The 25,678-nt window shown below is 59.3% G+C and carries 22 protein-coding genes, 1 tRNA gene and 1 other RNA gene; 7 read left to right on the forward strand and 17 right to left on the reverse strand.

The features are described 5' to 3' along the window. Window positions 1–23: 23 nt before the first annotated feature. From AC2CGQ_RS02915 to AC2CGQ_RS02930, 4 genes are all read right to left on the reverse strand, one after another. Window positions 24–153: non-coding RNA, RtT sRNA (locus AC2CGQ_RS02915), on the reverse strand. Between the two features lie 34 nt (window positions 154–187). Then, window positions 188–264, reverse strand: a tRNA-Pro gene (locus AC2CGQ_RS02920). A gap of 78 nt (window positions 265–342) precedes the next feature. After that, window positions 343–2,124 (reverse strand): LPS biosynthesis-modulating metalloenzyme YejM, encoded by a 1,782-nt coding sequence (gene yejM, locus AC2CGQ_RS02925; RefSeq protein WP_484593459.1) that lies wholly within the window; start codon window positions 2,122–2,124, stop codon window positions 343–345. Between the two features lie 9 nt (window positions 2,125–2,133). Further along, the gene (locus AC2CGQ_RS02930; protein WP_004935782.1) at window positions 2,134–2,361 is read right to left on the reverse strand and encodes a YejL family protein; all 228 of its coding nucleotides are present in this window, start codon (window positions 2,359–2,361) and stop codon (window positions 2,134–2,136) included. A gap of 211 nt (window positions 2,362–2,572) precedes the next feature. Here AC2CGQ_RS02930 and yejK point away from each other — a divergent pair, with 211 nt between their 5' ends. Further along, on the forward strand, window positions 2,573–3,580 hold the full coding sequence (gene yejK, locus AC2CGQ_RS02935) for a nucleoid-associated protein YejK (RefSeq protein ID WP_172574843.1): 1,008 nt from the start codon (window positions 2,573–2,575) through the stop codon (window positions 3,578–3,580). An 84-nt stretch (window positions 3,581–3,664) separates the two neighbouring features. Here yejK and rplY read toward each other — a convergent pair whose 3' ends face one another. Beyond that, a complete protein-coding gene (gene rplY, locus AC2CGQ_RS02940) occupies window positions 3,665–3,949 on the reverse strand; it encodes a 50S ribosomal protein L25 (RefSeq protein WP_004935776.1) in 285 nt (94 codons plus the stop codon). 162 nt (window positions 3,950–4,111) lie between these two features. Beyond that, window positions 4,112–5,869, reverse strand: coding sequence for a DNA repair helicase RadD (radD, locus tag AC2CGQ_RS02945; protein WP_004935773.1), 1,758 nt, complete (start codon window positions 5,867–5,869; stop codon window positions 4,112–4,114). 319 nt (window positions 5,870–6,188) lie between these two features. On the opposite strand from radD, the gene rsuA reads away from it, so the two are divergent. The 3 genes from rsuA (at window position 6,189) to AC2CGQ_RS02960 (ending at window position 9,079) form a co-directional block, all read left to right on the forward strand. Continuing rightward, window positions 6,189–6,902, forward strand: a complete 714-nt coding sequence (gene rsuA, locus AC2CGQ_RS02950; protein WP_004935770.1) for a 16S rRNA pseudouridine(516) synthase RsuA — start codon at window positions 6,189–6,191, stop codon at window positions 6,900–6,902. A 41-nt stretch (window positions 6,903–6,943) separates the two neighbouring features. Continuing rightward, entirely contained in the window at window positions 6,944–8,140 is a 1,197-nt protein-coding gene (locus AC2CGQ_RS02955; protein ID WP_015378537.1) for a Bcr/CflA family multidrug efflux MFS transporter, read from the forward strand. A 594-nt stretch (window positions 8,141–8,734) separates the two neighbouring features. Then, window positions 8,735–9,079, forward strand: coding sequence for a YejG family protein (locus tag AC2CGQ_RS02960; protein ID WP_004935763.1), 345 nt, complete (start codon window positions 8,735–8,737; stop codon window positions 9,077–9,079). An 8-nt stretch (window positions 9,080–9,087) separates the two neighbouring features. On the opposite strand, the gene yejF is transcribed toward AC2CGQ_RS02960, so the two are convergent. From yejF to AC2CGQ_RS03000, 8 genes are all read right to left on the reverse strand, one after another. Continuing rightward, window positions 9,088–10,689, reverse strand: coding sequence for a microcin C ABC transporter ATP-binding protein YejF (gene yejF / locus AC2CGQ_RS02965; protein ID WP_076740596.1), 1,602 nt, complete (start codon window positions 10,687–10,689; stop codon window positions 9,088–9,090). A 1-nt stretch (window position 10,690) separates the two neighbouring features. Next, the gene (locus tag AC2CGQ_RS02970; RefSeq protein ID WP_015378535.1) at window positions 10,691–11,716 is read right to left on the reverse strand and encodes an ABC transporter permease; all 1,026 of its coding nucleotides are present in this window, start codon (window positions 11,714–11,716) and stop codon (window positions 10,691–10,693) included. Next, window positions 11,713–12,804, reverse strand: a complete 1,092-nt coding sequence (locus tag AC2CGQ_RS02975) for a microcin C ABC transporter permease YejB (RefSeq protein ID WP_004935753.1) — start codon at window positions 12,802–12,804, stop codon at window positions 11,713–11,715. The genes AC2CGQ_RS02970 and AC2CGQ_RS02975 overlap by 4 nt, the downstream gene beginning before the upstream one ends. A gap of 9 nt (window positions 12,805–12,813) precedes the next feature. After that, window positions 12,814–14,622: an extracellular solute-binding protein gene (locus AC2CGQ_RS02980; protein ID WP_021505924.1), complete on the reverse strand. Its 1,809-nt coding sequence runs from the start codon at window positions 14,620–14,622 to the stop codon at window positions 12,814–12,816. A gap of 89 nt (window positions 14,623–14,711) precedes the next feature. Further along, window positions 14,712–16,298 carry a cyclic di-GMP phosphodiesterase gene (locus tag AC2CGQ_RS02985; RefSeq protein ID WP_015378532.1) on the reverse strand — a complete coding sequence of 529 codons (1,587 nt, stop codon included), beginning with the start codon at window positions 16,296–16,298 and terminating at the stop codon, window positions 14,712–14,714. 412 nt (window positions 16,299–16,710) lie between these two features. Continuing rightward, window positions 16,711–17,286: a bifunctional murein DD-endopeptidase/murein LD-carboxypeptidase gene (gene mepS, locus AC2CGQ_RS02990; RefSeq protein WP_025303553.1), complete on the reverse strand. Its 576-nt coding sequence runs from the start codon at window positions 17,284–17,286 to the stop codon at window positions 16,711–16,713. Between the two features lie 410 nt (window positions 17,287–17,696). Then, window positions 17,697–18,407: a phosphatase PAP2 family protein gene (locus AC2CGQ_RS02995; protein ID WP_048324390.1), complete on the reverse strand. Its 711-nt coding sequence runs from the start codon at window positions 18,405–18,407 to the stop codon at window positions 17,697–17,699. A gap of 77 nt (window positions 18,408–18,484) precedes the next feature. Continuing rightward, window positions 18,485–19,459 carry a CobW family GTP-binding protein gene (locus AC2CGQ_RS03000; RefSeq protein WP_033632557.1) on the reverse strand — a complete coding sequence of 325 codons (975 nt, stop codon included), beginning with the start codon at window positions 19,457–19,459 and terminating at the stop codon, window positions 18,485–18,487. A 318-nt stretch (window positions 19,460–19,777) separates the two neighbouring features. Between AC2CGQ_RS03000 and AC2CGQ_RS03005 the strand changes: the two genes are divergently transcribed. Then, the gene (locus AC2CGQ_RS03005) at window positions 19,778–20,086 is read left to right on the forward strand and encodes a type 1 fimbrial protein (protein ID WP_033632558.1); all 309 of its coding nucleotides are present in this window, start codon (window positions 19,778–19,780) and stop codon (window positions 20,084–20,086) included. Between the two features lie 62 nt (window positions 20,087–20,148). Here the strand turns inward: AC2CGQ_RS03005 and AC2CGQ_RS03010 are convergent, their stop codons facing one another. Then, complete coding sequence (locus AC2CGQ_RS03010; protein ID WP_484593460.1) at window positions 20,149–21,621, reverse strand: mannitol dehydrogenase family protein; 1,473 nt, start codon at window positions 21,619–21,621, stop codon at window positions 20,149–20,151. Window positions 21,622–21,913: 292 nt separating this feature from the next. Between AC2CGQ_RS03010 and uxuA the strand changes: the two genes are divergently transcribed. After that, on the forward strand, window positions 21,914–23,104 hold the full coding sequence (gene uxuA, locus AC2CGQ_RS03015) for a mannonate dehydratase (RefSeq protein WP_004935728.1): 1,191 nt from the start codon (window positions 21,914–21,916) through the stop codon (window positions 23,102–23,104). Between the two features lie 42 nt (window positions 23,105–23,146). Here uxuA and yeiP read toward each other — a convergent pair whose 3' ends face one another. After that, entirely contained in the window at window positions 23,147–23,719 is a 573-nt protein-coding gene (yeiP, locus tag AC2CGQ_RS03020; protein WP_004935725.1) for an elongation factor P-like protein YeiP, read from the reverse strand. A gap of 126 nt (window positions 23,720–23,845) precedes the next feature. Continuing rightward, a complete protein-coding gene (gene mtr / locus AC2CGQ_RS03025) occupies window positions 23,846–25,090 on the reverse strand; it encodes a tryptophan permease (protein ID WP_118891850.1) in 1,245 nt (414 codons plus the stop codon). Window positions 25,091–25,355: 265 nt separating this feature from the next. Here mtr and AC2CGQ_RS03030 point away from each other — a divergent pair, with 265 nt between their 5' ends. After that, window positions 25,356–25,610 (forward strand): YkgJ family cysteine cluster protein, encoded by a 255-nt coding sequence (locus tag AC2CGQ_RS03030; RefSeq protein WP_019453627.1) that lies wholly within the window; start codon window positions 25,356–25,358, stop codon window positions 25,608–25,610. The last annotated feature ends 68 nt before the right edge of the window (window positions 25,611–25,678 follow it).

The raw sequence follows: 25,678 nt of genomic DNA on the forward strand, positions 1-25,678 counted from the left end.
GTAACAGCAGGTTTTCTTAAATTTGGTCGGCATGAGAGGATTATGCGCATCTTCGATGCTTGCCCTGCGGGCCGTTGCTAAAGCAACGTGGTCTCACTTCGTTCGGCTCAAACCTCCTGCGGAGATTCTCATCCTCTCGACGTGCAGACGAAAAAAAACCTGCTGTAACAGCAGGTTTTCTTGAATTTGGTCGGCATGAGAGGATTCGAACCTCCGACCCCCGACACCCCATGACGGTGCGCTACCAGGCTGCGCTACATGCCGACGCTATGAAAAATCATACTACCGATTCCCGATGTTAATGCAAGCGCCTCGCCACTTGATTGCTTTAGTTTTAAGCAGTTAGTTGGCGATAAAGCGTTTTACATCGGTCAACACCTGCAACAGCAGAGCAAGCTGCGGTTTCTCGTCCTTTATCTCTTCGCCGTTCTGATCGTAGACGCGATAGTTGCCATTGTTGTCCAGCATCAGCGTTTGTGTCGGCGTGGTGATCACCAGCTGGTTGCCATCGCCGGTGGCGATCCAGTTGTTGCGGCGCTGGGCGGTGAACAGATCCTCGCCTTGCGAATAGTCTTTCGGCGCGGTTTGCACGTGCAGCAGGCGTTGCATCAAGGTGCGCATGACGTCGTTATGGCCGGTCAGCTTGCTGATGGTCTGCGCCGGGGTCCCCGGCCAGTGGATCACCAACGGCACCTGCAGTTGCGCCTGGTTGAAGGCGGTGCCGGCGCCCCATTGGCCTTTGCCGCTGTCGTTGAACTCGACGCCGTGCTCGGCGGTGATCACCACCACGGTTTTATCCAGCAGGCCGCGCTGTTTCAGCGTGTCCAGCACCTGGCCTATCTGGGCATCCACATCTTGCGCGCCGGTGCGGTAGCGCCGAATAAAGTCGGCCGGAACCGGTTTTTTGTCGCCTTCGGTCGGCTCGGCGCCGCTGAAGTTGATATAGGAGAACCACGGCTCTTTGCTACCCTGGTCTGCCAACCAACGTTGCCATTGCTGGGTGGTCTGGGCGTCGCTTTGCGGCGCCGGCGTCGGCAGCGAGAAGTCGGTCAACAGGGCCTGGCGATACAGGCTGGCATTGAAGCCATCGGAGGAGAACAGCCCCAGCTGGTAGCCCCGATCGCCGAGCGCATTGATCAGTGCCGACGGCTTGCGGCCAGCGAGCACGCTGTCCAGATAGGTCGGGGAAATGCCGTAGAACAGGCCGAACAGCCCGGTATCGGCATGGTTGCCCGAACTGTAGTGATCGCTGAAACGCACGTTTTCCTGGGCGAAGCGGGTCAGGGTTGGCATGTCCTGCGCCACGTCTTTGGCGCGAATGCCGTCCACTACGATCATCAGCAGGTTATAGCCGCTGCCTTTATCGCCGTAGCTGAGATCGCTGAGCGGATACTCCACCGATACCGCTTCCGGGTTGCCCTGTTGCACCAGACGGCGCTCATACTCTTGCTGGTCGAGCAGGCCGTGTTTCTCGAGGAACTTGCGCGCGGTCATCGGGTACGAGAGCGGCAGGTTGGCCCGCTGCATGGTGATCGGGCGATAGAAGTTGGCGTCGGCCCAGATATAAATCAGGTGCGACGCGAAAAAGGCGCTGATAAACAGCGCCGCCAGCGGCTTGCCGAAGCGGCGGCGGTTCAGGCTGCGCAGCTTCTGCCAGCTCCAGGTGCCGAACAGCATCTCCACCAGGAAGATCACCGGCACGCAGATAAACATCAGCTGCCAGTCGCGCGAAAGCTCGCTTTGATCCGGGTTGACCACCAGATCCCACACCACCGGATTGAGGTGCAGGTGGAAATGGGAGAACACTTCGCTGTCGACCAGCAACAGCGTGAGCCCGATGGTGGCCAACGCGGCGGAAATAAATCGCAGCAGCCGCTGCGACATCACCACGAAGGTTAGCGGGAAGATCACCAGCAAATAGCCGGCGAACACGATAAAGCTGAAATGCCCCAGCAGGCTGACAAAGGCATAGACCCGGCCCAGCAGGGATGCGGGCCAGTCGGTGACAAACAGGTAGCGGCTGCCCAGCCCAAGGGCGAGCAGGATGTTGAATAAGGCGAACCAGTGCCCCCAGCTGATCATCTGGGAGACTTTTTCACGATAACGCTGACGGTTTGTCACCATAAGTCAATATTAATGTGCTTTATCTTCACGGACAGAAGCCTGCAAGGCTTCCGCGAACGATCTCGCCAGGGTTTTCCGCTGCGCGGGGGCAACGCTGGTGTTGATCAAATTAGTGACCATGTTGCCCAGCACCATCAGGGAAAGATCGGTGGGGGTATGGTGTTTTTCCAGAACATTGACCAGCTCTGAGAGCAGTTGTTCAACGTGTTCGTCACTGTAACGGGATGATTGTGGCATAAAATTGCGCTTAGTAATCTGCAAAGTGCCCTATCTTACCGTATAGGGCAGTGATTTTCCGCTCTTTTATCACTTCCTGTCATTCGGGAAATTGTTCGCCCGCGCCGGGGCGGGGCCCCGCTGCGCCTTTCCGGTTGGCCACAGCTTTTTAGTATTGCAGGGCGGGGTCTTCAGTGTTTGAATACGCGCCTAAAGAACAGGAGGATTTATCATGAGTCTGGATATCGACCAGATCGCTCTGCACCAATTGGTGAAACGCGACGAGCAAACGCTGGACGTGGTGTTGCGTGATACCTTGCTTCCCACCAACGCGGCGGTGGAAGAAATGATGACGGAACTGCATCGCGTCTACAGCGCCAAGAGCAAGGCCTTGGGCCTGTTCAACGAAGGCAGCGAACTGGCGGAAGCGCTGCGCACTTGCCGCAAGGACGATAAGGACTTTCTGGCCTTCAGCCGCGCGGCGACCGGCCGCCTGCGCGACGAACTGGCGAAGTATCCGTTTGCCGAAGGCGGCGTGGTGCTGTTCGGCCAATACCGTTATCTGGCGGTGGAGTACTTGCTGATCGCGGTGCTGAACAGCCGTAACAGCATGCGCGTCAACGAAGAGCTGGATATCAACACCACGCACTATCTGGACATCAACAACGCCGATATCGTCGCGCGCATCGATCTGACCGAATGGGAAACCAACCCGGAATCGACCCGCTATCTGACCTTCCTGCGCGGGCGCGTAGGCCGCAAGGTCGCCGACTTCTTCATGGATTTCCTGGCGGCGTCCGAAGGGTTGGACACCAAGGCGCAAAACCGCGGGCTGCTGCAGGCGGTGGACGACTACTGCGCCGATGCGCAGTTGGACAAGAACGAGCGCCAGTCGGTGCGCCAACAGGTGTACAGCTACTGCAACGAACAGCTGCAGGCGGGCAAAGAGATTGAACTGCAGGCCCTGTCGCAGGAGCTGTCGCCGGTCGGTGAGAAAGACTTCATGCAGTTCTCCAGCGAGCAAGGGTATGAGTTGGAGGAAAGCTTCCCGGCGGATCGCGGCACGCTGCGCCAGCTGACCAAATTTGCCGGCAGCGGCGGCGGCATCAGCCTGAATTTCGACGCCATGCTGTTGGGCGAGCGCATTTTCTGGGATGCGGCCACCGACACGCTGACTATCAGAGGCACGCCGCCGAACCTGCGCGATCAGCTGCAGCGCCGGACCGGCAGCGGCAAGTAAGCGCGCCGGATCGCAGACAATAAAAAACGCCGCAATTGCGGCGTTCTTTATTTCGGCGTCCCGAAAGGTTCGAAAACGTAGCGATTAAACGCGAACGAAGTCGATGTGAGCCAGTTTTGGCTTGAACGGGTGACGCTGTACAGCCTGAACCTTAACTTTGGTTTCTTTACCGTCGATAACCAGAGTTACTGCTTCGCTGTAGAATTCTGGTTTAGCTTCCATGTTCTTAACAGAATCATGGTCCAATTCGATGGAAACTGCAGCTTCTTTGCCACCGTAAACGATAGCTGGGAATTTGTTTGCTGCACGCAGGCGGCGGCTCGCACCTTTACCCTGGTCTTTACGTACTTCTGCATTGATAGTGAACATTGTTTTTTCTCTTAAAAGAAAATTTACCCTGCTACAGGCGACCCAAGTAGCAAGTTCGGGAATCCGCTTTAACGCTGGGCAGGCCCAGGTAAAGCGCGCGGCATTTTAACGGAAAGCCGCCTGCAGGGCAACGAAAACCTGTCCAGATTGGGGACCGTTCGCTCAGGTCAATTGATTGGCGCGGCGGAAACGGCCTTGATAATCGAACACTTTCTCGCGCACCTGCCAAAACTGGCCGCGTTTGCGCGCCACCACGAAATCCGGATGGCGCAGCGCCTGTTGTTGCGCCAGCACGTCGGCGGCGGTGTGCCAGGCGAACGGCACGCCCGGCGCGCGCTGGTGCGGGCGCAGGAACAGCATCTCGAAGGCTTTGCGCTGCGCCGGCGTCTGCAGGCGGAAGCGCTCGCTGGTGCTGGTGCCGTCCTCGTCGTAATAGGTGGCCTTCAGCCATTCGCCCTTGTCATCGCGGCCGCTCTGCAGTTCCATGCCGCCGCAGCGCAGCACCAGCGCGTCTTTCAGCTTCAGCGCCGCCTTCAGCATGTCATCGGGATCGACCAGCACCTCCTGACACTGATGGCAGCGGCGTGCGGCGATGTCGTTCTCCGCGCCGCAGTGCGGGCAGCTCTTGAACCGGAAGCGGTAATCGCACTGTTCGCGGTGGCCGTCGTCGTCTTCCAGCCAGCCCTGACAGCGGCGGCCGTAGTGCTCGATGATATCGCCGTTCTCGGTGCACTTGCCCCAGAACAGATTGGCGAAGCCGCAGGCCGGGCAGAACACCTGCACCGGCTGGCTGTCGCCGTGCGGCTTGCTGACGCCGACCTCAGGCGTAAACAGATCGTGCGGGTTGCCGGCATAGTCGAGGATCAGACAATCCTCCTTGCCGGGCGCCAGCCGCAGCCCGCGGCCGACGATCTGCTGATACAGGCTGACGGACTCGGTCGGGCGCAGGATCGCGATCAGATCGACGTGCGGCGCGTCGAAACCGGTGGTCAATACCGCTACGTTGACCAGATAGCGCAACTGCTGCTGTTTGAACGCCTCGATCAGCGCATCGCGCTCGGCGGGCGGCGTTTCTGCGCTGACCAGCGCGGCCTCGCCGTTCGGCAGCAGGCCGTGGATCTCGCGGGCGTGCTCGACGGTGGCGGCGAAGATCATTACCCCTTTGCGATCGTCGGCGTACTCCACAATCTGGCTGATAATGTGCGGCGTGACGCGGTTTTGCCGCTTCAGCTCGCGGTTCAGATCCGCTTCGCTGAACAGGCCGTTGCTTCTGGCCTCCAGCCGGCTGAAATCGTACTGTACAATCGGCATGTCCAGCCGCTCAGGCGGCACCAGGAAGCCGTTCTTAATCATATAGCGCAGCGGCAGCTCATAGATGCAGTCGCGAAACAGGCTGGCGCCGTCGCCGCGGGTAAAACCGTGGTAGTGATACTGGTAAATCCAGCCCTTGCCCAGACGATAGGGCGTGGCGGTCAACCCCAGCAGCCGCAGCTGCGGGTTGGTTTTCTGCAAATGCTGGATGATTTGTTGGTACTGGCTGTCGTCGTCGTCACTGATGCGGTGGCATTCATCGACGATCAGCAGCGAAAAGGCGCCGTCGAACAGCGGCAGGTTGCGCGCCACCGACTGCACGCTGCCGAACACCACTTTGCCGGCGCTCTCTTTTTGTTGCAGACCGGCGGCGAAGATGTCCGCCTCCAGGCCGTAGGCGCAGTATTTGGCGTGGTTTTGCGCCACCAGTTCCTTGACGTGCGCCAACACCAGCACCCGCCCACGGGCTCGCTTCGCCAGTTCGGCGATCACCAGGCTTTTGCCGGCGCCGGTCGGCAGCACGATCAGCGCCGGTTCGGGACGCCGCCGGAAATGGTTGATGGTGGCTTCGACCGCTTCCAGTTGGTAGGGGCGTAGGGTAAAGGCCATAAAATGAACGCCGTAGAGTGGAATGGGCCGCCGGGTACAGGTCTTGTCGCCCCCGTTCCCACAGAAACAGCGACATTTTACGCCCCGGGCGGCCGAAAAATTTCTACTATTATGCCTTCTGCGCACGCGCGGTGCGAGAAGCGTGAAAATTACCTCTGTCGGGCAACGCGTTGTGTCGCTATACTTGTGTGACAGCAATCGCTGTTCCCCCACGCGATTCCCCCCCTGAACCTGCTATTTGCACCCGGTGCAACGGCGGGCGTCATATTTTGGCAATACGATCAATGCGATCATAACAACGACAGGCAAAGCAGATCCCATGCGATTGGACAAGTTTTTATCTCAGCAGTTAGGCATCAGCCGTGCGCTGGTCGCGCGCGAACTTCGGGCTAAACGCGTCACCGTGGACGGTGAGGTAGTGAAGAGCGGGGCTGTCAAACTGACCCCGGAGCAAGAAGTGGCGTTCGACGGCAATCCGCTGCAGCAGCAGAACGGCCCGCGCTATTTCATGCTCAACAAACCGCAGGGCTACGTCTGCTCTACCGACGATCCCGATCATCCGACGGTGCTGTATTTCCTCGATGAGCCGGTCGCGTACAAGCTGCACGCCGCCGGGCGGTTGGATATCGACACCACCGGGCTGGTGCTGATGACAGACGACGGTCAATGGTCGCACCGTGTCACGTCGCCGCGCCACCACTGCGAGAAAACCTATTTGGTCACGTTGGAGCACCCGTTGGCGGAAGACACCGCGCAGCGTTTCGCTGAAGGGGTGCAACTGCACAACGAGAAAGATCTGACGCGGCCGGCGACGCTGGAGCAGGTCGACGAGCACGTGGTGCGCTTGACCATCAGCGAAGGGCGCTACCACCAGGTGAAGCGGATGTTCGCCGCCGTCGGCAACCGGGTGATCGCGTTGCACCGCGAGCGCATCGGAGCCATCGTGCTGGATGACGATCTGGCTCCGGGCGAATACCGCCCATTGACAGAAGAAGAGATCGCCAGCGTGGGCGCGCCGCACCTGCAGGACTGATAACCGATCATTGATTGCGGCCGATTAAGGAGTCGTGGAACGTGCAACAGAACCGAACCTCTCATCTCGGTTTGATTTTTATTCTGGGCCTGTTGTCCATGCTGATGCCGTTGGCCATCGACATGTACCTGCCCAGTATGCCGGTGATCGCTGCTCAGTTTGGCGTCGAGTCCGGCAGCGTGCAGATGACGCTCAGCGCCTATATGCTCGGCTTTGCCTTCGGGCAGCTGTTCTATGGGCCGATGTCGGACAGCATCGGCCGCAAGCCGGTGATCCTGTGGGGAACGCTGATCTTCGCCATCGCCGGCTGCGCCTGTGCCATGGCGCAGTCGATCGATCAACTGATCGGGCTGCGTTTCCTGCACGGTTTGGCGGCGGCGGCCGCCAGCGTGGTGATCAACGCCCTGATGCGCGATATGTTCACCAAGGATGAGTTCTCGCGCATGATGTCGTTCGTCATTCTGGTGATGACCATTGCGCCGCTGCTGGCGCCGATGATCGGCGGTGCGCTGCTGCTGTGGTTCAGCTGGCACGCCATCTTCTGGACCATGGGCGCCGCGGCGCTGATCGGTTCGCTGCTGGTGGCCTTGTTCATCAAGGAGACGCTGCCGAAAGAGCGGCGCCAGCGGTTCCACCTGCGCACCACGCTGGGCAACTTCGGTTCGCTGTTCCGCCATAAGCGGGTGCTGAGTTACATGTTGGCCAGCGCCTTCTCGTTTGCGGGCATGTTCTCGTTCCTCAGCGCCGGGCCGTTCGTCTACATCGAACTGAACCACGTTTCGCCGCAGCATTTCGGTTACTATTTTGCGCTGAACATCGTCTTCCTGTTCCTGACGACGCTGATCAACAGCCGCAACGTGCGGCGTTTCGGCGCGGTCAAGATGTTCAAGCTGGGGCTGCTGGTACAGCTGGCGATGGGGCTGTGGCTAATGGCGGTGAGCACCGTGGGCCTGGGCTTCTGGGCGCTGGTGATCGGCGTTGCGGTCTATCTGGGGTGCATCGCGATGATCTCCTCCAACGCCATGGCGGTGATCCTGGATGATTTTCCGCATATGGCGGGCACCGCTTCTTCCCTGGCCGGCACGTTGCGCTTCAGCATTGGTGCGCTGGTAGGGGCGGTGCTGTCGATGGCGCCGGGCAAAAGCGCTTGGCCAATGGTCACCTCGATGGCGCTGTGCAGCATCGTGGCGGTGCTGTTCTATGTTTACGCCAGCCGGCCGCGCGATCGCGCAGCCTGACGTTCTCCCGATTCGGGGCGTGTCGCTCCGCATCGTCACGGGGTTGCGCCCTGCCATTTCAGGGTGCAACCGGCAATGAAAAATTTGTTGCTAAATATACGCAAGCTAATCAACTGGCCACTTTCTCACCTGTGTGCTTTTTGTTAAAAAATTCCGCCGTCGTGCCGCCCAATATTCCCCGGGAGGCGCGGCGCGCTGTCGGCTGAGCCGCGCGGGGGGTTTGTATTAGGATTGATGTAAATCAAGGTATTAGCAGCGGTGGCGGCGCTAACGTGACGGGTAAGATGTTTCTTCATTGTAAAAATATGGCGACGAAAAAGTAGTCGCATTGCAAGAAAAAAGAGTTGAGATCGCTGCGGGAAAGGGTTACATATAACGCAAAAATGCGAGCTGAGTCGCAAAATGCCGTGAAATAACACCGCACGGCGCGCCAAAAAGTGGCACGGCATCGGCAAGCACGGGGTCAGGTTAATGGCTTGCGGCAAAATTTACATTTAAATAACATTTGTGCGCGGCAGAGTCGGGAGTCAACGGCTATAACTTAGTAACCCTGTCAGGTAAAAGTGTTTCACCTTTTCAAACTAGGGATTTCATGTGGAGAGTATCCAACTTTCGGTAGTGCATCGCTTGCCGCAAAGTTATCGTTGGCTATCCGGTTTCACCGGCGTGAAGGTCGAACCGATTCCGTTTAACGGAATAGACGAAGATAACAACCTGATTGGGCTGAAGCTGCTCAGCCATGAAGGGGCCGAGGCCTGGCAGGTCATGCAACAGCTCAATCTGTCGCTGCAGGAGATTCAGGTCGACTGTGCGATCGTCGAATGGGAAGGGGAACCTTGCCTGTTCGTGCAGCGCAGCGACGAGAGCGCCACCATGTGCCGCCTGAAAAACGTCGGTGCCGCGATCGCCGAACCACTCAGCGCGCAATACCCCTTCTGAATTCGCCGCTAATCCGCCAACTGCAGCAGTTGACGGGTATAGTCGGCTGCGGGCGCCGCGAAAATCGCCCGGCAGTCTCCCTGTTCAACCACTTCCCCCTGTCGCAGTACGATGACCTGGTGACATAGCGAACGCACCACCTGCAGGTCATGGCTGATGAACAGATAAGCCAACCGGTGGCGTTGCTGCAGCGATTTCAGCAGCGTCAGGATCTGCGCCTGCACCGATTTATCCAGTGAAGAGGTTGGCTCGTCGAGGATCAGCAGCTGCGGTTGCAGGATCAGCGCGCGCGCGATGGCGATACGCTGGCGCTGGCCGCCGGAAAACTCGGTGGGATAGCGGTGGCGAAGCTGCGGATCCAGGCCAACTTCCCGCAACACCTCGATCACGCGTTGTTCCCGCTGCTCGGCGCTAAGCCGCTGGTGCACTTCCAGCCCCTCGGCGATGATCTGCTGCACGTTCAGGCGCGGATTCAGGGCGGAATAAGGATCCTGGAAGACGATTTGCATTCGGCTGCGGTAGGGCAGCATCTGCTTCATCGTGAGCGGGTGCAGTGGTTCGCCGTCGAACCAGATGGCGCCCTGCGAGGCCAGCAGACGCAACAACGCAAGCCCGGTGGTGCTTTTACCCGAGCCGGATTCTCCCACCAGCCCCACGCTTTCCCCGGCGCGCAGCTCGAAACTCAATGATTTCAATGCATAGTGATAATCCACCGTGCGGCGCAGCAGGCCGCGCCGGATAGGGAAGCGCACCTGCAGATCTTCCACCTTGAGCAGCGGCCGCTCGTCGCCGGGGCGCGCGGTGGGTAGCGGCAGCGGTTCGCCGACGTCTTCGGCGGCCAGCAGCTGCTGCGTGTAGGGATGCTGCGGCCGGCTGAACAGCTGCGCGCGGCCGTTTTGCTCTATGCAGCGCCCCTGGCGCATCACCGCCACGTTGTCTGCCAGGCGGCGCACGATATTCAGATTATGGGTGATGAACAGCAACCCCATGCCCATCTCCTGCTTCAATTCTTGCAGCAGCGTCAGGATCTGCGCCTGGATAGTCACGTCGAGCGCGGTGGTGGGCTCGTCGGCGATCAGCAGTTTCGGGCGGGTTAACACCGCCATGGCGATCATCACGCGTTGGCGTTCACCGCCGGAGAGCTGATGCGGATAGTCTTGCAACCGGGTTTTGGCCTGGCGGATGCCGACGCGCTCCAGGCATTCGACGATCTCTGCGCGCGCGGCTTCGCGCCGCAGGCCGCGGTGCAGCATCAGCACTTCCGCCAGCTGTTTCTCGATGGTGTGCAGTGGGTTAAGCGACACCATCGGTTCCTGAAAGATCATCGCGATCTGATTGCCGCGCACCTTGCGCAGGTCAGTCTCCGGCGCATGCAGCAACGACTCGCCGTTGAACAGAATATCGCCGGCAGGGTAAACCACCGGCGGCGCGGGCAGCAGACGCAGTATCGACAGGGCGGTGACGCTTTTGCCGGAGCCGGATTCCCCTACCAGCGCCAGCGTTTCAGCCGGCGCTATTTGCAGCGACAGTTCATTGACTACCGGCGTGACGCTGTCGCCCTGACGGAAGGCGATGCTGAGATCCTGAATAGCGAGCAAAGGAGTGGCCATATCAATGCGCCTTGCTGGGGTCAAAGGCGTCGCGCACCGCTTCGCCGATAAAGATTAATAACGACAGCAGCACTGCCAATACCAGGAAGGCGGTGATGCCGAGCCACGGCGCCTGCAGATTGTTTTTGCCTTGCAGCAGCAATTCGCCGAGCGACGGCGAGCCTATCGGCAGACCGAAACCGAGGAAATCGAGCGACGTCAGGGTGGTGATCGAGCCGCAGAGGATAAACGGCAGGAAGGTCAGCGTCGCCACCATGGCGTTGGGCAGCATATGGCGGGACATGATTACCCGATCCGGCACGCCCATGGCGCGCGCGGCGCGGATATAGTCAAAATTGCGGGTGCGCAGGAATTCGGCGCGCACCACGCCCACCAGGCTCATCCAGCCGAACAGGATGGTGATGCCGAGCAGCCACCAGAAATTGGGCTGGACGATGCTCGACAGCAGAATGATCAGAAACAGCGTCGGCATGCCCGACCACACTTCGATAAAGCGCTGCCCCCACAGATCGAAACGCCCGCCGTAATACCCCTGCGTCGCGCCGACGCACACGCCGATCAGGCTGGAAAACAGCGTCAGCGCCAGACCGAACAACATCGAAATGCGAAAACCGTACAGCACCCGGGCCAGCACGTCGCCGCCGTTGCTGTCGGTGCCCAGCAGGTTGTGCCGCGAAGGCGGCGAAGGGAAGGGCACCTCGGTGGCGAAGTTGATGGTGTCGTAACTGAAGCGGATCGGTGCCCAGACCGCCCAGCCGTGCCGTTCGATCTGCCGCTGCACGAACGGATCCTGATAGTCGGCTTCGGTATTCAGTTCGCCGCCGAAGGCGGTTTCGCTGTAGCTAATCATAAACGGCAGGTACAACCGGCCTTCATAACGCACCAACAGCGGTTTGTCGTTGGCGATCAGATCGGCGGCCAGGCTCAGGGTGAACAGCACCAAAAAGATCCACAGCGACCAGTAGCCGCGGCGGTTGCGGCGAAAACGCGCCCAGCGCGCCTGGTTGATCGGGCTAAGGCGGCTCATTGGCGGGCCTCGAAGTCAATGCGCGGATCGACCAGGGTGTAGGTGATATCGCTGAGGATATTCAACAGCAGGCCGATCAGGGTGAAGATATACAGCGTGCCGAACATCACCGGGTAGTCGCGCTGCAGCGTGGCGTCGTAGCCCAGCAGCCCCAGGCCGTTGAGCGAGAACATCACTTCAATCAGCAGCGAGCCGGTGAAGAACATGCTGATAAAGGTGGCCGGAAAACCGGCGATCACCAGCAGCATGGCGTTGCGGAACACGTGGCGGTAGAGGATTTTTTTCTCGTCCAGCCCCTTGGCGCGGGCGGTGGTGACGTACTGTTTGCGGATCTCGTCGAGGAATGAGTTCTTGGTCAGCATGGTCAGGGTGGCGAAACCGCCGATCACCGTCGCCAGCACCGGCAGGGTGATGTGCCACAGGTAGTCGGCGATCTTCGCCGGCCATGAGAGGGTGTCGAAGTTGCTCGATACCAGGCCGCGCAGCGGGAACCAGTCCAGGTAGCTGCCGCCGGCGAACAGCACGATCATCAGAATGGCGAACAGAAAAGCCGGAATGGCGTAGCCGATGATAATCAGCGTGCTGCTCCAGGTATCGAACGCGCTGCCGTTGTGGACGGCCTTGCGGATGCCGAGCGGGATCGACACCAGATAGATGATCAGCGTGCTCCAGAGGCCCAGTGTGATGGAGACCGGCAGGCTCTGGCCGATCAGCTGCATCACCGAAGCGCCGCGAAACAGGCTGTCGCCGAAGTCGAAGCGCATATAGTTCCACAGCATGGTGAAGTAGCGCTCGTGCAGCGGTTTGTCGAAGCCGTAACGCTTAGTGATCTCGGCGATCACCTCCGGATCCAGGCCGCGCGAACCGCGATATTGGCCGTCGCCAGCCGCGATGCCCGTCCGGGCGTGGCCCAGGCCTTCGCCGACACCGCCGCTGCCAAACCCGCTGCCGTGCCCCAGCTCAATGGCGGCGATGGCCTGATCGACCGGACCGCCGGGGGCGATTTGCACGATAAAAAAGTTGATGGTGATGATCGCCCACAGCGTGGGGATCACCAGTAACAGTCTGCGTATCAGATAGGCCGCCATTCCGACTCCTTATTGCCGCTGAGCCGGTAAGCGCGCCGCCTTGTTGACGTCGTACCACCAGTTGTCGAAGCCGATCGCATAGGCCGGGCGGACCGATGGCGTGGAGAACTTGTCCCAATAGGCGTAGCGGTCGTGGCTGGAGTACCACATCGGCAGCATGTAGTTGTTCCAGGTCAGCACTCGGTCCAGCGCGCGGCCGAGCGGCAACAGGGCGTTTTCGTCGCCCTGATGGGCGGCGATTTGCCTGACCAGGCTGTCGACCGCCGGATCTTTGACGCCGGGGGTGTTATAGCTGGAATCGATGTACTGCGAATCCCACAGAATTTGCAGATCGGCGCTGGGGAACGGCATCGCCATATACACCGTCGACATCATGTCGAAATCGCGCTCGCGCATGCGGCGGGTGTACTGCGAGGCGTCAATCTCGCGGATTTGCATCTCGATGCCCAACCGCTGCAGGTTGTGGCGGAACGGCAGCACGTACTGGAAGTTGCTGCCGCTCAGCAGCATCAGTTCAAAGGTGAACGGCTGGCCGGTTTTGGCGTTGACCAGCTTTTGATTTTTGACCACCCAACCGGCTTCTTTCAGCAGTTGGGTCGCCTTCAGCAGGTTTTGTCGATCGTTGCCGCTACCGTCGGAGGAGGGCGGTTGGTAGATACTGGTAAATACCTCCGGCGGTATCTGGCCCTTGAGCGGTGCCAGCAAGGCCAGTTCAGCGGCGTCCGGGTAGCCGCGGGCGGCGTAGGCGGTGTTTTGGAAATAGCTGTCGGCGCGCTGATAGGCGTTGTAATACAGCGCCTTGTTCATCCAGTTAAAATCGAAAGCCAGGCCGATCGCTTCCCGTACCCGACGATCGGCGAACAGCGGTTTTTGCAGATTGAACGCCAGCCAGCGGGTATTCTGCGCCGCCTGGTTGGTCTCGTCCTGCTTGATGATGTAGTTGCGCGCGAAGTTGCCGCCCTGATATTGGGTGGCCCAGCTCTTGGGCGACGGCTCGATGCGGAAATCGTAGGCGCCGGCCTTGAAGGCTTCCAGCGATACCTTATCGTCCAGATAATAATCGTAGCGAATGCTGTCGAAGTTGTAGCGGCCGCGGTTTACCGGCAGATTGGCGGCCCAGTAGTCGCGCACCCGCTGATAGGTGATGTACTGGCCGAGGCGATAATCGCCGATTTTATACGGGCCGCTGGCGAGCGGCGGGGTGCTGAGCGGTTCGTTGAGCTTATGGTTTTTCCAGAAGCTTTCCGGCAATACGCGCAGGCTGAGCAGGCTGAGGATTTGCTCACGGTTCGCCTTAGGCAGCTCGATGCGCACCGTCAACCGGGAAATGGCCTTGACCGTGACGCCTTTGTAATAGGAGCGAAACTGTGGCACGCCTTCGGTCATGAATTTATTGAAGGTAAAGGCCACGTCGGCGGCGGTGATCGGGCTGCCGTCCTGGAAGCGCGCGCGGGCGTTGATATCCAATTCCATCCAGCGCATGTCGGCCGGGAAACGGGCCGATTCGGCAATCAGCGGGTAATAGCTGCCGGGTTCGTCGTCGGAGTTGGTGAACAGCGTATCGTACAGCTCCATCGTGCGCTCGCCGGGCACGCCGCGGGTAGCGAAGCGGTTGAAGTTGTCGTAGGTGCCGATGGCCGCCAGTCGCACGTCGCCGCCCTTGGGCGCCGCCGGATTGACGTAGTCAAAATGGCTGAAGTCGGTGGCGTATTTCGGTTCACCGAGAAGGGCGAAAGCGTAGCTTTCGTTGAGGGCTTCGGCCCGCAGACCGAAGCTCAGTGCCGAGAGCACCAGAGCAGCGAAAATGCGCACGGACATCAGACAGTAAGCTCCTGCTGTGGAATAAAGTACAACCTGCGCCCAGCATAACATTCTTCGGACGGGCGCAGGGTAAAGATGCTTAAAGATTAACTATTTTTTTCCTGATAATCAAAGACCTGATTAGCATTGCAGTAAGCGACGAAATCATCGATGCTCAGCGGCTTGCTGAAGTAGTACCCCTGCATGAAGTTGACGCCGTGTTCTTGCAGAAACTGCATCTGCTCGGCGGTTTCCACGCCTTCGGCCACCGTCAGCATTTTCAGCTTTTTCGCCAGCGAGATCACCGCATCCAGCACCGGCGCGGTGACCGTATCCTGGCCGATGGTGTTGACGAAGCCACGGTCAATCTTCAGATAATCCATGGTGAAGCGCTCAAGATAAATAAGCGCGCTGTGCCCGGTGCCAAAATCATCCACCGCGATCTCGATGCCCTGTTTGTGCAGCCAGTCAAACTCCGTCAGCGCGCTCTCTTCTTCCACCATGCCGCGTTCGGTGATTTCAAACACCAGCGTAAAGTAATCGCCCGGCAGCTGCGTCAACAGTTCATACACGTCCTGGTGAAACGACGGTGCGCTAAGGTGGGCGGGGGAAATGTTGAGGCCGACTTTACCTCCCCGTGGCAGCGCTTTGGCGAGCTGTGGCGCATCTTCGGCGATCAGCCTGAACAGGTGGCGGGTAAGCGGCACGATCAGCCCGTTGCTTTCGGCGTAGGGGATAAAGACATCGGGCGGGATGCGGCCCTCGATCGGATGCTGCCAGCGGATCAGCGCTTCCAGCCCGCCTATGCTGTTGCTATCGGTATGGAACACCGGCTGGTATTCGATAAAGAACTCGTTGCGCTTGATGCCGCGCAGCAGCGCGCGTTCCGGGCTTTGCCGCAGCAGCAGCATGTAGTAGCAGAGTACGCCGGTCATCAATGACAGCACCAGGCTGCCCAGCAGCGTCAGGCGAATGTCGTTGGGGGTCAGTTTCTCGTTGTAGAACAGGATGGTCAGCGGCAGATTGGGCAGCGTCAGGGTATCCGCCTTGCCCTTCGGTAGCTGATTGACCGGCATCAGGTTCGGGCTGAAAGTGGTCAGCGCGCGGTTGCCCATCACGATGGCGATGCCCGGCGCCTGTTCGTCGTGCGAGGTGAACAGCAGGTAGGGCATCAGATCGATGTCCAGCGTAGCGAGGATGCCAGTGGCCTTTTCGCCGGGATGTCGCAGCCAAACCGCAACCGCCGGTTTATTTGGCACCATCGGCGTACCCTGCTGCAGTTTGAGATCCAAAGGCAGATCCCAGTCGATATCCTGATAGATATTTTTCATCGGCAACATCATGTCGCCCGTGGCGGAGGAGCAATAGGCGTAGCCGTCCTTCACCAACAGGAAGGTGCGCACGCCGCTGGTAAAGGCCGCCTGGTAGGTGATATCCGACTGGCTGGAGAGGCAAGGCTTGTCCAGCAGCGGCATCATTTGCCGCATCACCGCCGTCAGATGCGAGATATAACCCAGCGTGAACTTTTGCGTGCGCGCTTCGACCTTATGTTGATATTGCGTGCGCTGGTGGTTGATCAAAGAAAGCGTGACCGCGGTGAATAGCGTAAAAAATACCAGGGCGGCGACACCGCTTTTAGCCAGGCTGCGTTGTCGGTGAGACACGCTGCGGGCGAAAGCTCTTTTCAAGCCCATAACCGAGTCCTCTGCAACCGGGCGTCAGGCGTGTCGCGCAGCCAGTTAATGGATTGTGCCAACGGCTTTTTTTTCATTTTTGCCTTTTTATCCCGTACCAACCGGCGGCGCCATTTAAATATGCGGCGTCGCCGACAGAAATATCATGCGCATAATATCAGCGGAAACGTTTTAAATAACGCCGGGGCGCCGTTGCCGTCATCTGACGATAATAGGCGAGTTTTTCCCCGACGGGGCGATTTCCCGCCAACAGTTTATCAAAATAATGGCGTGCGGCGGCGTTAAGCAGGGAAAGGTGACGATAAGGCAGGGATCAATTTTGATGATACCTGTTCGACAACCAAAAAAAACGCCGCCCGTGGGCGGCGCTTATCGCTCGTTTGGTATTCAGGATCTTCAGGGCGTTGCGCCGTTAACCGTTGGTCAGCACCCGGCGCGCTTCTCGATAACGTTTATTCCAATAGTTATCGGTCAGCTTGGAAATCATGACTCCACTGCTGGTGGAGGCGTGAACGAACTGATCGTTGCCTAAATAGATGCCGACATGGCGCCCGGTAGAACCGGCGCGGAACAGCACCAAATCGCCGGCGCGCAGCTTGGTGCGCTGAATTTTCTTGCCGAGATCTTCCTGTTCATAGGTCGAACGCGGTAAATCCATGCCGAACTGTTCGCGGAAGGTGCGCTGTACAAACGCCGAGCAATCAATGCCGCGCTTGGTGTCACCGCCTAAGCGGTAGCGAACGCCTTTCCAATCCGCATACTGATCCATAATCTTTGACTTGACGTCAACGTTGCGGACCATCGCTTCGAATTCATCCTGAGAGGCTTGCAGTAAAAGACCGTCTTTGTCATTAACTGCACGCATCTCAGTTTGTGCGTTATTCAAGTTCGAAGTGTGAGTCGAGCTGCACGCTGACAGCATAACCGCAGCGGCAATTGCAGGGACTACCCGCAAAAAATATCTCAGAAACGGTTGAGATTTGACCATTGTTGTTGTTTTCCCTTGAAGTCCTTAACGACGAAAGTCGCTACCTGAAAAATGCCAAACGAAACGAGCCTAGTCCGCACCTGTTGCATCGACAACCAGTTACCGTTGAAAACGTGCGAGAACGCACATTTTTATCGGATTTCATACTGATTCGACTTAAACCAGGCACAAACGCATCTGAGATTACCGGAACCAATAGGGGATTGCGAGCCTTTTTCCCGTCTTTTTTATATGAATTTGTGATGTAACATAATGTAAATCTTCATATAAAAAACGCCAATTGTCCGATGTATGAATCTGGCGTGAAATCAGGTTGCAAAAGCGTTAACGAACGGTGGGGAAATTTTTGCGCGCGGCGAGGGGAAGAGGGCGGGAGGCGTAAGCCTCCCGGCATGAGTCATAGACACAAATTATGGTTGGCCGGGGCGGTGCTTACCGGGCAACAGGCGATTCAACCGATCGACGATCCAGTCGCTGCAAGGCGTCATCAGCACCCAGCTGGCGCCAACCAGCACCACGGACAATGAGCCGACGGCGATATCGGTAAACCAGTGGGCGCCAATCATCACGCGCGGCAATGAGAAGACCAACGTAATCAGCAGGGCGACGGCGAAGGCGCCGCGGCCGAAATAGCGCAGCATAAAGCAGGAAAAAATAATCAGCATCATGCCGTGGTCGCCGGGGAAGCTGTCGCTGGAAGCGTCCTTGGTGGGGATGCCGGTCAGCTCGCTGACGCGATGGATATTGTCAAAGGTCAGGGTGGGGCTTGGATGTTTCACCGGCAGCAGGTGGCCAAGCTGGTTCAGCACCACGGCGGTCAGCAGCATCACCACGCCGGTGATCACCAGACGGCGACGGCCTGCGGCGTCCTGCTTCAGATAAAAGTACAGATACAGCAGCCCCATGGCGAGCAGCGAAATCACATCGAACGCGCGGTTGTTGGTGATGGCGACCAGGTGTAAAAACGCCGGGTCGGTGGCCAGATGGCGGTTAAAGAAGAAGAAAATCGCCGAATCCAGGGTAAACCAGCCGCCGTGATTGGCCGGCAGGAACCAGGACAGAAACAGCGCAACGCCCAGTAAGTTGAAGAAGAGAATGAGGGGTAAATTGCGGCGTGTCATGACATAACCTGTTGGAAAAATGAAAACGAAATAAAACCCGGCAGCCCTGCGGCATCCGGGGGGCAACGGTACGGGGTTTAACTTAAACGAATCTTAAACAAGGCGGATTGCAGGGCATTCCAATCGACATTTTCGCTGTGGATAAGCTCAATTCGGCTGTCGAGCGGCGCGACCGGGCGGGTTTCGATGTTGAGATCCTGCCCCTGACGATTGATCAGCAATGTGCCTTCGGGGATGCGTACCACGCCTTTGGCGCGTTCGACCGGCGCGAGTCGCACCCATTCCATGAAGCCGACGGTGTCGAACCGGGTATCGCCGTCAAAAATCCAGCCGCAGCTGGTGAAGCCTTGCCCTTCATTCAACGCTCGCCGCCAGCGGGCGTGCTCTGGCAGCCGCAGCGCCGCCAGCCCCTGCTTTTTCGCCTGACCATGATGATGCTGCGCGTCCGGCAATTCTGTACGATTCGTGCGCGGAAGTGACAACAGCGCGACATCCGCTTCGCCTTGCGCGATGGCGTAGCAGGGCCGCTGCAGCGGGTCTTGCGCCTTCCAGGCCTCCAGCGCCAGCCAGTCTTCCGGCCGGTAGGTATCGCTTTTGCTGGCCAAAATAATGTCGGCCGCGGCCAGCTGATCGCGGAAGTTTTCGTTGTCGCGGTAGCGGGGCTGGCTGAGCTGGCGGGCATCCAGCAGGCACAGGGTGGCCTGCAGATCGATCCAGCCGGCATAGCTCTCCTGGGTCAGCAGCGACAGGATTTGTTTCGGATGCCCGAGCCCGGTCGGCTCGATCAGCAGCCGATCCGGTTTGGCCTGCTGCAACAGCATATTCAAGCCCACCTGCATCGGCAGGCCGTTGACGCAGCACATGCAGCCACCGGGGATCTCTTTGAGCACCGCGCCGCTGTCCGCCAGCAGCGCGCCGTCGATGCCGATCTCGCCGAATTCATTGACCAATACCGCCCAGCGTTCATGTTCGGGCTTATGAGCCAGCAAATGGCGGATAGTGGTGGTTTTGCCGCTGCCGAGGAAACCGGTAATCAAATTGGTTTTAGTCATTAATAATTCCTGGCGCAAAAATTAACCTGCTTAATAAATGAGTTACGCAGCCGTGTCGGTGAAACGGCCGCGATTTAATTTGTGCTCTATCTCGCAAATTTTGCACGTCACCATGCGCTTTTCAACCGACAAAATCCACCGTTTATAACAAGAAAATTCTTAGATAAAACCCTGTATTAGATGCGGTTAATTTTTGTTAGTAGCTTGTTTTTACATTGTTAATGACGAGATTAACGATCAAATCTCGTCCCTTTCCTTGCGATTATTCCTAACAAGATCCTCTATGGTTAAATTGGCTTAACTAAAAATGAGGTTGCCATGAATACCTTTCGGTTATTTTTGATCGTAGGAATGTTGTTTTCATGGACGGCAGTGAGTCAGGCAGGAGTGGCCGGCGGGGTAATTCGCTTCGTCGGTTCTATCGTTGAAAGTCCTTGCACGGTCAATATTGCAGATTCTAAGGCGAATACGCAATGTTACCGCAACGGCCAGCGTTATCAGGCCCAGCAAGCGTTGTCAGGTTTTGATACTACACGCAAAGAACTTCCGCTAAATCTAGGCACAACCGAAATGAAGTGGGTAGACCAACAGAAGAAACTCGCTGTTATGACGGTCGTTTATCGTTAAGTCGTTCCGCCATGCCGGCGTAACGTTACGCCGGCATGGTTATTCTCGGCCCTGCAGGCTCCTCACCGCATCACCCATTCCTTCACCGTTTCACGCGCGCCGCGATCGCGCAGCGATAAATAGGCTTGCGTCACCGCTTCGCTAAACGCCGCATGCGCCGCCAGCGTTTCGCCGAATACCGATTTCAACGCCAATAGCGCCGCTACGCGCCGTCGATCGTCCGTTGTGGCGGCGATCGTCTGCTGCAGCACGTCTGCCAGCGGATCGCGAATGTCGATCGGCTCACCGGCGTCATCGACGCCGCCGACGTAACGCATCCAGCCCGCCACGCCCAGCGCCAGCCCGCTATAGTCGCCGCCGTGCCGCAGATGCCAGCGCACGGCATCCAGCAGCCGCTGCGGCAGCTTCTGCGTGCCGTCCATGGCTATCTGCCAGGTAAGGTGTTGCAGCGCCGGATTGCTGAAGCGCGCGATAAGCTGTGCGGCATAATCGGACAGGCTGATGCCGGTGACGCTCAGCGTTGGCGCCTGTTCGTCCAGCATCAACCGCAGGGCGGCGCGGCGGTAGTGCTCATCCGCCATGCACTCGTTGATATAGCGGTAGCCGCCCAGGTAGCCTAAGTAAGCCAGGAACGAGTGGCTGCCGTTCAGCATGCGCAGCTTCATGTGTTCAAACGGCAGCACATCGCTGACCAACTGGGCGCCGGCCAACTCCCACGCCGGGCGTCCGGCGGTGAAGTTGTCTTCCACGACCCATTGAATGAAGGGCTCGCAGGCGATGGCGCATTCGTCGCGCACGCCGCCCAGCGCGGCGGCGATCTCATCCAGCGTGGCCGGCGTGGCGGCCGGCACGATGCGATCCACCATGGTGCAGGGGAAGGTGGCGGCGGTGGCGATCCAGTCGGCGAGCGACGGATCCCGCGCCTGCGCCAGATCGAGCACCGCCCGGCGCAGCACGTGGCCGTTCTCCGGAATATTGTCGCAGGAAAGCAGGGAGAAGGCGGACAGGCCGCGTTCGCGCCGCAGCCGCAGCGCTTCCACCAAAATGCCGGGCGCGGTCTGCGGCTGATGCGGCCACGCCAGATCGGCGACGATCCCTGAATGCTGTCGGTCCAGCCGTCCGCTGCCGGGCTCGATGCAGTAGCCTTTTTCGGTGATGGTCATCGAGACGATCGCCACCTGCGGTTCGGCCAGCTTCTCCAGCACCGCGGCGATGCCCTCCAGTTTGCGGTGCAGGCTCTCATGCACCGCGCCGATCACGATGGCCTGATGGCCGTCCGCGCCTTTCTCCAGCACGCTGTACAGATGATCCTGTTGCCGCAGCGCCTCAAACAGCGGCACGCCGCCGGAAAGACTGATCTCGCAAATGCCCCAGTCGCCGCCGTGGGCGTTCAGCACCCGATCGGTCAGCAGCGCCTGATGCGCGCGGTGGAACGCGCCGAAACCCAGGTGCACGATGCGGCTGCGCAGGGCCCGGCGATCATAATTCGGTTGCCGGACGGCGCCCGGCAGCGGGGTGTTGGCGATCGTATTCATCTCATCTCCAAAGCGAGTAGACAGCTGGCGGGCCACTTGCGTCAAGTTAGCGGACCAGTTTGTCGCCCCATCAACAAGGGCGCGCTGACGATAAAAAACTGCCACCAGTCTAAAGTTGTCGGCAGGTTAAGGGAATTGGTCAGGCCAAAATAAGCCAGAATCGTGAAGCGGATCAACCAATGAACGGTTCAATTTTGACAGCGCGCGGCGAAAGAGTAAGTTAAAGCTAGCCGACATCTAAATTAAACTGGTATAACAACATCGCGATGCGAGACAGGCATAAGGACACAACATGGAACAAACATGGCGTTGGTATGGCCCGAACGATCCGGTCTCTTTGGATGACGTGCGTCAGGCCGGGGCGACCGGGGTGGTCACGGCGCTGCACCATATTGCGAACGGCGAAGTTTGGCCGATCGACGAGATCCGCGCGCGGCAGGCGCTGCTGGCGGAAAAGGGGCTGGTGTGGTCGGTGGTGGAGAGCGTGCCGGTACATGAGGAGATCAAAACCCACAGCGGCGACTGGCGGCGGTACATCGCCAATTACCAGCAGTCACTGCGCAATCTGGCGGCCTGCGGCATCGACACCGTTTGCTACAACTTCATGCCGATCCTCGACTGGACGCGCACCGATCTGGCCTATCCGCTGCCGGACGGTTCCAAAGCGCTGCGTTTCGATCAGGTAGCCTTCGCCGCGTTCGAGCTGCACATCCTGCAGCGCGCCGGCGCCGAGGCGGACTATACGGCGCAAGAGCGCAGTCAGGCGGCGGCCTATTTCGCCGCCATGAGCGAGGAGGAGAAAGCCACGCTGACCGGCAACATCATCGCCGGGCTGCCGGGGGCGGAAGAAGGCTACACGTTGGAGCAGTTCCGTCGCCGCCTGGCGGAATACGACGGCATCGACAAGGCGCAACTGCGCGAAAACATGGCGGTCTTTCTGCGCGCCATCGTGCCGGTGGCGGAAGAGGCCGGCATCCGGCTGGCGGTGCATCCCGACGATCCGCCGCGGCCGATCCTCGGCCTGCCGCGCATCGTCTCCACGATCGAAGACATGCAGTGGCTGAAGCAGACCGTCGACAGCATTCATAACGGCTTCACCATGTGCACCGGTTCCTACGGCGTGCGCGCCGACAACGATCTGGTGCGGATGATTGAAACCTTCGGCGATCGCATTCACTTTACCCACTTACGCGCCACCTGCCGCGAGGAGAACCCGAAAAGCTTCCACGAGGGGGCGCATCTGCAGGGCGATGTGGACATGGTGGCGGTGATCGAAGCGATCCTGACCGAAGAACTGCGTCGGCAGCGGGCGGGCGATCGGCGGCCGATCCCGATGCGCCCCGATCATGGGCATCAGATGCTGGACGATTTGAAAAAGAAAACCAATCCGGGCTATTCGGCCATCGGGCGGTTGAAAGGGCTGGCGGAGCTGCGCGGCGTCGAGCTGGCGCTCAAGCGGCGCTTTTTCCCGGAATTGCCGTAGCGGAAAATGAAACGGGGCCGAGTATCGGCCCCGTAGGCGCGACTAGTCTGCGCGGCTCATGTAGCGGCGTTCGGCGATATGAATGCGAATTTTGTCGCCGGCGCTGAGGTATTCCGGCACGTGGATCACCAGGCCGGTCGCCATGGTGGCCGGTTTGTTGCGGGCGCTGGCGGAAGCGCCTTTAATGCCCGGCGCGGTCTCGACGATTTCCATATCCACGGTCTGCGGCAGCTCCAGCGCCAGCACCTGGCCATCCAGCGTCAGCACCTGCATACCCGGCAGGCCGCCTTCCGGAATGAACAGCAGCTCGTCTTCGATCTGGTCTTTCTTGAAAATGTACGGGGTGTAGTCTTCGTCATCCATGAACACGTATTCTTCGCCGTCGATATAGGAGAAGTTCACCTTGCGGCGCGACAGGGAAATGGTGTCCAGGATATCGTCGCCCTTGAAGCGTTCTTCCACTTTCAGGCCGGTGCGCACGTCGGAGAAGCGCATTTTGTACAGGGTGCTGGCGCCGCGGGCGCTCGGGCTCTGCACGTCGATATCTTTTACCAGCAGCAGCTTGCCGTTGTAGCTGATCGCCATGCCGCGTTTAATTTCGTTAGCTCTTGCCATTTCAATTCATCCGCAATGAAGAGTATTAGAGAAGTTGCGACAAGGTACTCGCGCCGCCGATTTCAGGCAATAGCCCGGCGCAAAAACAGTGCGGGAAAGGGAGGGCGGCAGCCCTCCCGTCGGGGATTACTGGAAGACCGGCAGCAGGCCGAACAGCGACAGAATATGCGCGGCGGCGTTGATCAGTCCAAACAGGATGACGAACAGGATCACGCCGTTGCCGCCCGGTGCACGGTAACCGGCCTGCGGATAACGGCGGCGGCTGGCGCGCGCCATCAGCGCCGGCACGATCACCGCCCAGACGGTGGCCGCCAGCCCGGCGAAGCCGATGGCGTACAGGAAACCGTTCGGGAACAGCAGCGCGGCCAGGGTCGGCGGCACGAAGGTCACCAGCGCGGTCTTGCTGCGCCCGACGGCGTCGTCCTTGAACTTGCAGAAGTCCGCCAGATAATCGAACAGGCCCAGCGACACGCCGAGGAACGAGCTGGCCAGCGCCATATAGGAGAAGGCGTTCAGCAGTTGGCTGACGGTCTGGCTGCTGGAGACGTTGCCCATTTGCTTGAGCAGGCTGCCGATATTGCCGCCCTCGGCGATCACCTGCTTGAAGGCGTCGCGCGCGATATTGCCCTGAATCACATACTGCCACAGGATGTAGATCGCCAGTGCCAGCAGGGTGCCGTACACCAGGCTGCGCACCACGGAGCCGCTGTCCTTGTGGTAGTACTTCACCAGCCCGGGAATGTTGCCGTGGTAGCCGAACGAAGTCAGCAGGTAAGGCAGCGCTGCCAGGGCGTAAGGCAGATAGCTGGCCCGATCGTCGCCGGTGTTGAACAGCACCGCGGGCTGCACGTGGGTGAACATGTCGCCCACCGACATCACGAAGGTGATCACCATACCGCCGATCAGAATGGTGCTCAGGCGATCGACCGCGCGGGTGGAGAGCCAGACGATAAACGCCACCACCAGCGCGAACACCAGGCCGGCGGTAGTCTGGCCGACGCCGACGATGCCCTCCAGTGTGTGCGCGATGATCGAGCCGCCGGCGGAGATATAGGCGTAGGTCAGGATGTACAGCACGAACGCCACCGACAGGCCGTTCACGGCGTTCCAGCCTTTGCCCAGCAGATCCTTGACCATGGTGTTGAAGCTGGCGCCGCTCGGGTAGTGCAGCGTGGCTTCGAGGATCATCAGGCCGGACAGCAGCATGCAGGCCCAGGTATACACCAGCAGCGCGACGGAGCCGCTGAACCAGACACCGGAAGTGACGATCGGAATGGAAAACATGCCGGCGCCAACGGCGGTTCCGGCAATGATCATCGCGCCGCCGAGGACGGAAGGGCGGGCCAGCTTCTGAATGGTGTCCGTAGACATGCGTGCTCCTGAGGGAAGAAGTTCTTTTGTACTAGCTCAATAGTACATGGGCGCATGGCGCATGTAAAGCGAAGGAATTGCACGTTTCACGCGTTTTTTTCTTTAAATCAAGGTTTGCTGGGCGTTTATTCGCCATCGGGTGCAGCCGGCCGGCGCAGAGCGATGAGTGTAAAGATCGCGGGGACGCAGGGATTCTGCTGGCGGTGGCCGCGTGCGGCTGCTATTGTCGCGCTTCTTTCCCCCCAGCCCACCAGGAGTAGCGCTGATGGACTGTCGCAGCGACTGCGGCGCCTGCTGTATCGCGCCGTCAATATCCAGCCCGATCCCCGGCATGCCGAACGGCAAGCCCGCCAATACCCGCTGCATTCATCTGGATGAACAACTGCGCTGCGGCCTGTTTCATTCGCCGCTGCGGCCGAAGGTGTGCGGCAGCCTGCAGCCGAGCCGCGACATGTGCCACGATCACCGCGATCAGGCGCTGATTTACCTCGCCAGACTGGAGGCGGACACCGCGCCTTAAGCGTCTTTCAACCGCCACAGACACAGCGTCGCGCCTGCCGCCATCGCAGCCGACCCGAACAGTGTGGG

It is taken from the genome of Serratia sp. DFXYC6 (assembly GCF_057196085.1).

Bases quoted from the DNA above. Each gene is read 5' to 3' on its own strand.
- AC2CGQ_RS03010 (WP_484593460.1), bottom strand. From the start codon at position 21,621: ATGAATACGATCGCCAACACCCCGCTGCCGGGCGCCGTCCGGCAACCG.
- AC2CGQ_RS03005 (WP_033632558.1), top strand. From the start codon at position 19,778: ATGAATACCTTTCGGTTATTTTTGATCGTAGGAATGTTGTTTTCATGG.
- AC2CGQ_RS02970 (WP_015378535.1), bottom strand. From the start codon at position 11,716: ATGAGCCGCCTTAGCCCGATCAACCAGGCGCGCTGGGCGCGTTTTCGC.
- rsuA (WP_004935770.1), top strand. From the start codon at position 6,189: ATGCGATTGGACAAGTTTTTATCTCAGCAGTTAGGCATCAGCCGTGCG.
- mepS (WP_025303553.1), bottom strand. From the start codon at position 17,286: ATGGTCAAATCTCAACCGTTTCTGAGATATTTTTTGCGGGTAGTCCCT.
- AC2CGQ_RS02995 (WP_048324390.1), bottom strand. From the start codon at position 18,407: ATGACACGCCGCAATTTACCCCTCATTCTCTTCTTCAACTTACTGGGC.
- yeiP (WP_004935725.1), bottom strand. From the start codon at position 23,719: ATGGCAAGAGCTAACGAAATTAAACGCGGCATGGCGATCAGCTACAAC.
- AC2CGQ_RS02980 (WP_021505924.1), bottom strand. From the start codon at position 14,622: ATGTCCGTGCGCATTTTCGCTGCTCTGGTGCTCTCGGCACTGAGCTTC.
- mtr (WP_118891850.1), bottom strand. From the start codon at position 25,090: ATGTCTACGGACACCATTCAGAAGCTGGCCCGCCCTTCCGTCCTCGGC.
- AC2CGQ_RS02975 (WP_004935753.1), bottom strand. From the start codon at position 12,804: ATGGCGGCCTATCTGATACGCAGACTGTTACTGGTGATCCCCACGCTG.
- AC2CGQ_RS03030 (WP_019453627.1), top strand. From the start codon at position 25,356: ATGGACTGTCGCAGCGACTGCGGCGCCTGCTGTATCGCGCCGTCAATA.
- rplY (WP_004935776.1), bottom strand. From the start codon at position 3,949: ATGTTCACTATCAATGCAGAAGTACGTAAAGACCAGGGTAAAGGTGCG.
- uxuA (WP_004935728.1), top strand. From the start codon at position 21,914: ATGGAACAAACATGGCGTTGGTATGGCCCGAACGATCCGGTCTCTTTG.
- AC2CGQ_RS02930 (WP_004935782.1), bottom strand. From the start codon at position 2,361: ATGCCACAATCATCCCGTTACAGTGACGAACACGTTGAACAACTGCTC.
- yejK (WP_172574843.1), top strand. From the start codon at position 2,573: ATGAGTCTGGATATCGACCAGATCGCTCTGCACCAATTGGTGAAACGC.
- AC2CGQ_RS02985 (WP_015378532.1), bottom strand. From the start codon at position 16,298: ATGGGCTTGAAAAGAGCTTTCGCCCGCAGCGTGTCTCACCGACAACGC.
- AC2CGQ_RS03000 (WP_033632557.1), bottom strand. From the start codon at position 19,459: ATGACTAAAACCAATTTGATTACCGGTTTCCTCGGCAGCGGCAAAACC.
- radD (WP_004935773.1), bottom strand. From the start codon at position 5,869: ATGGCCTTTACCCTACGCCCCTACCAACTGGAAGCGGTCGAAGCCACC.
- yejM (WP_484593459.1), bottom strand. From the start codon at position 2,124: ATGGTGACAAACCGTCAGCGTTATCGTGAAAAAGTCTCCCAGATGATC.
- yejF (WP_076740596.1), bottom strand. From the start codon at position 10,689: ATGGCCACTCCTTTGCTCGCTATTCAGGATCTCAGCATCGCCTTCCGT.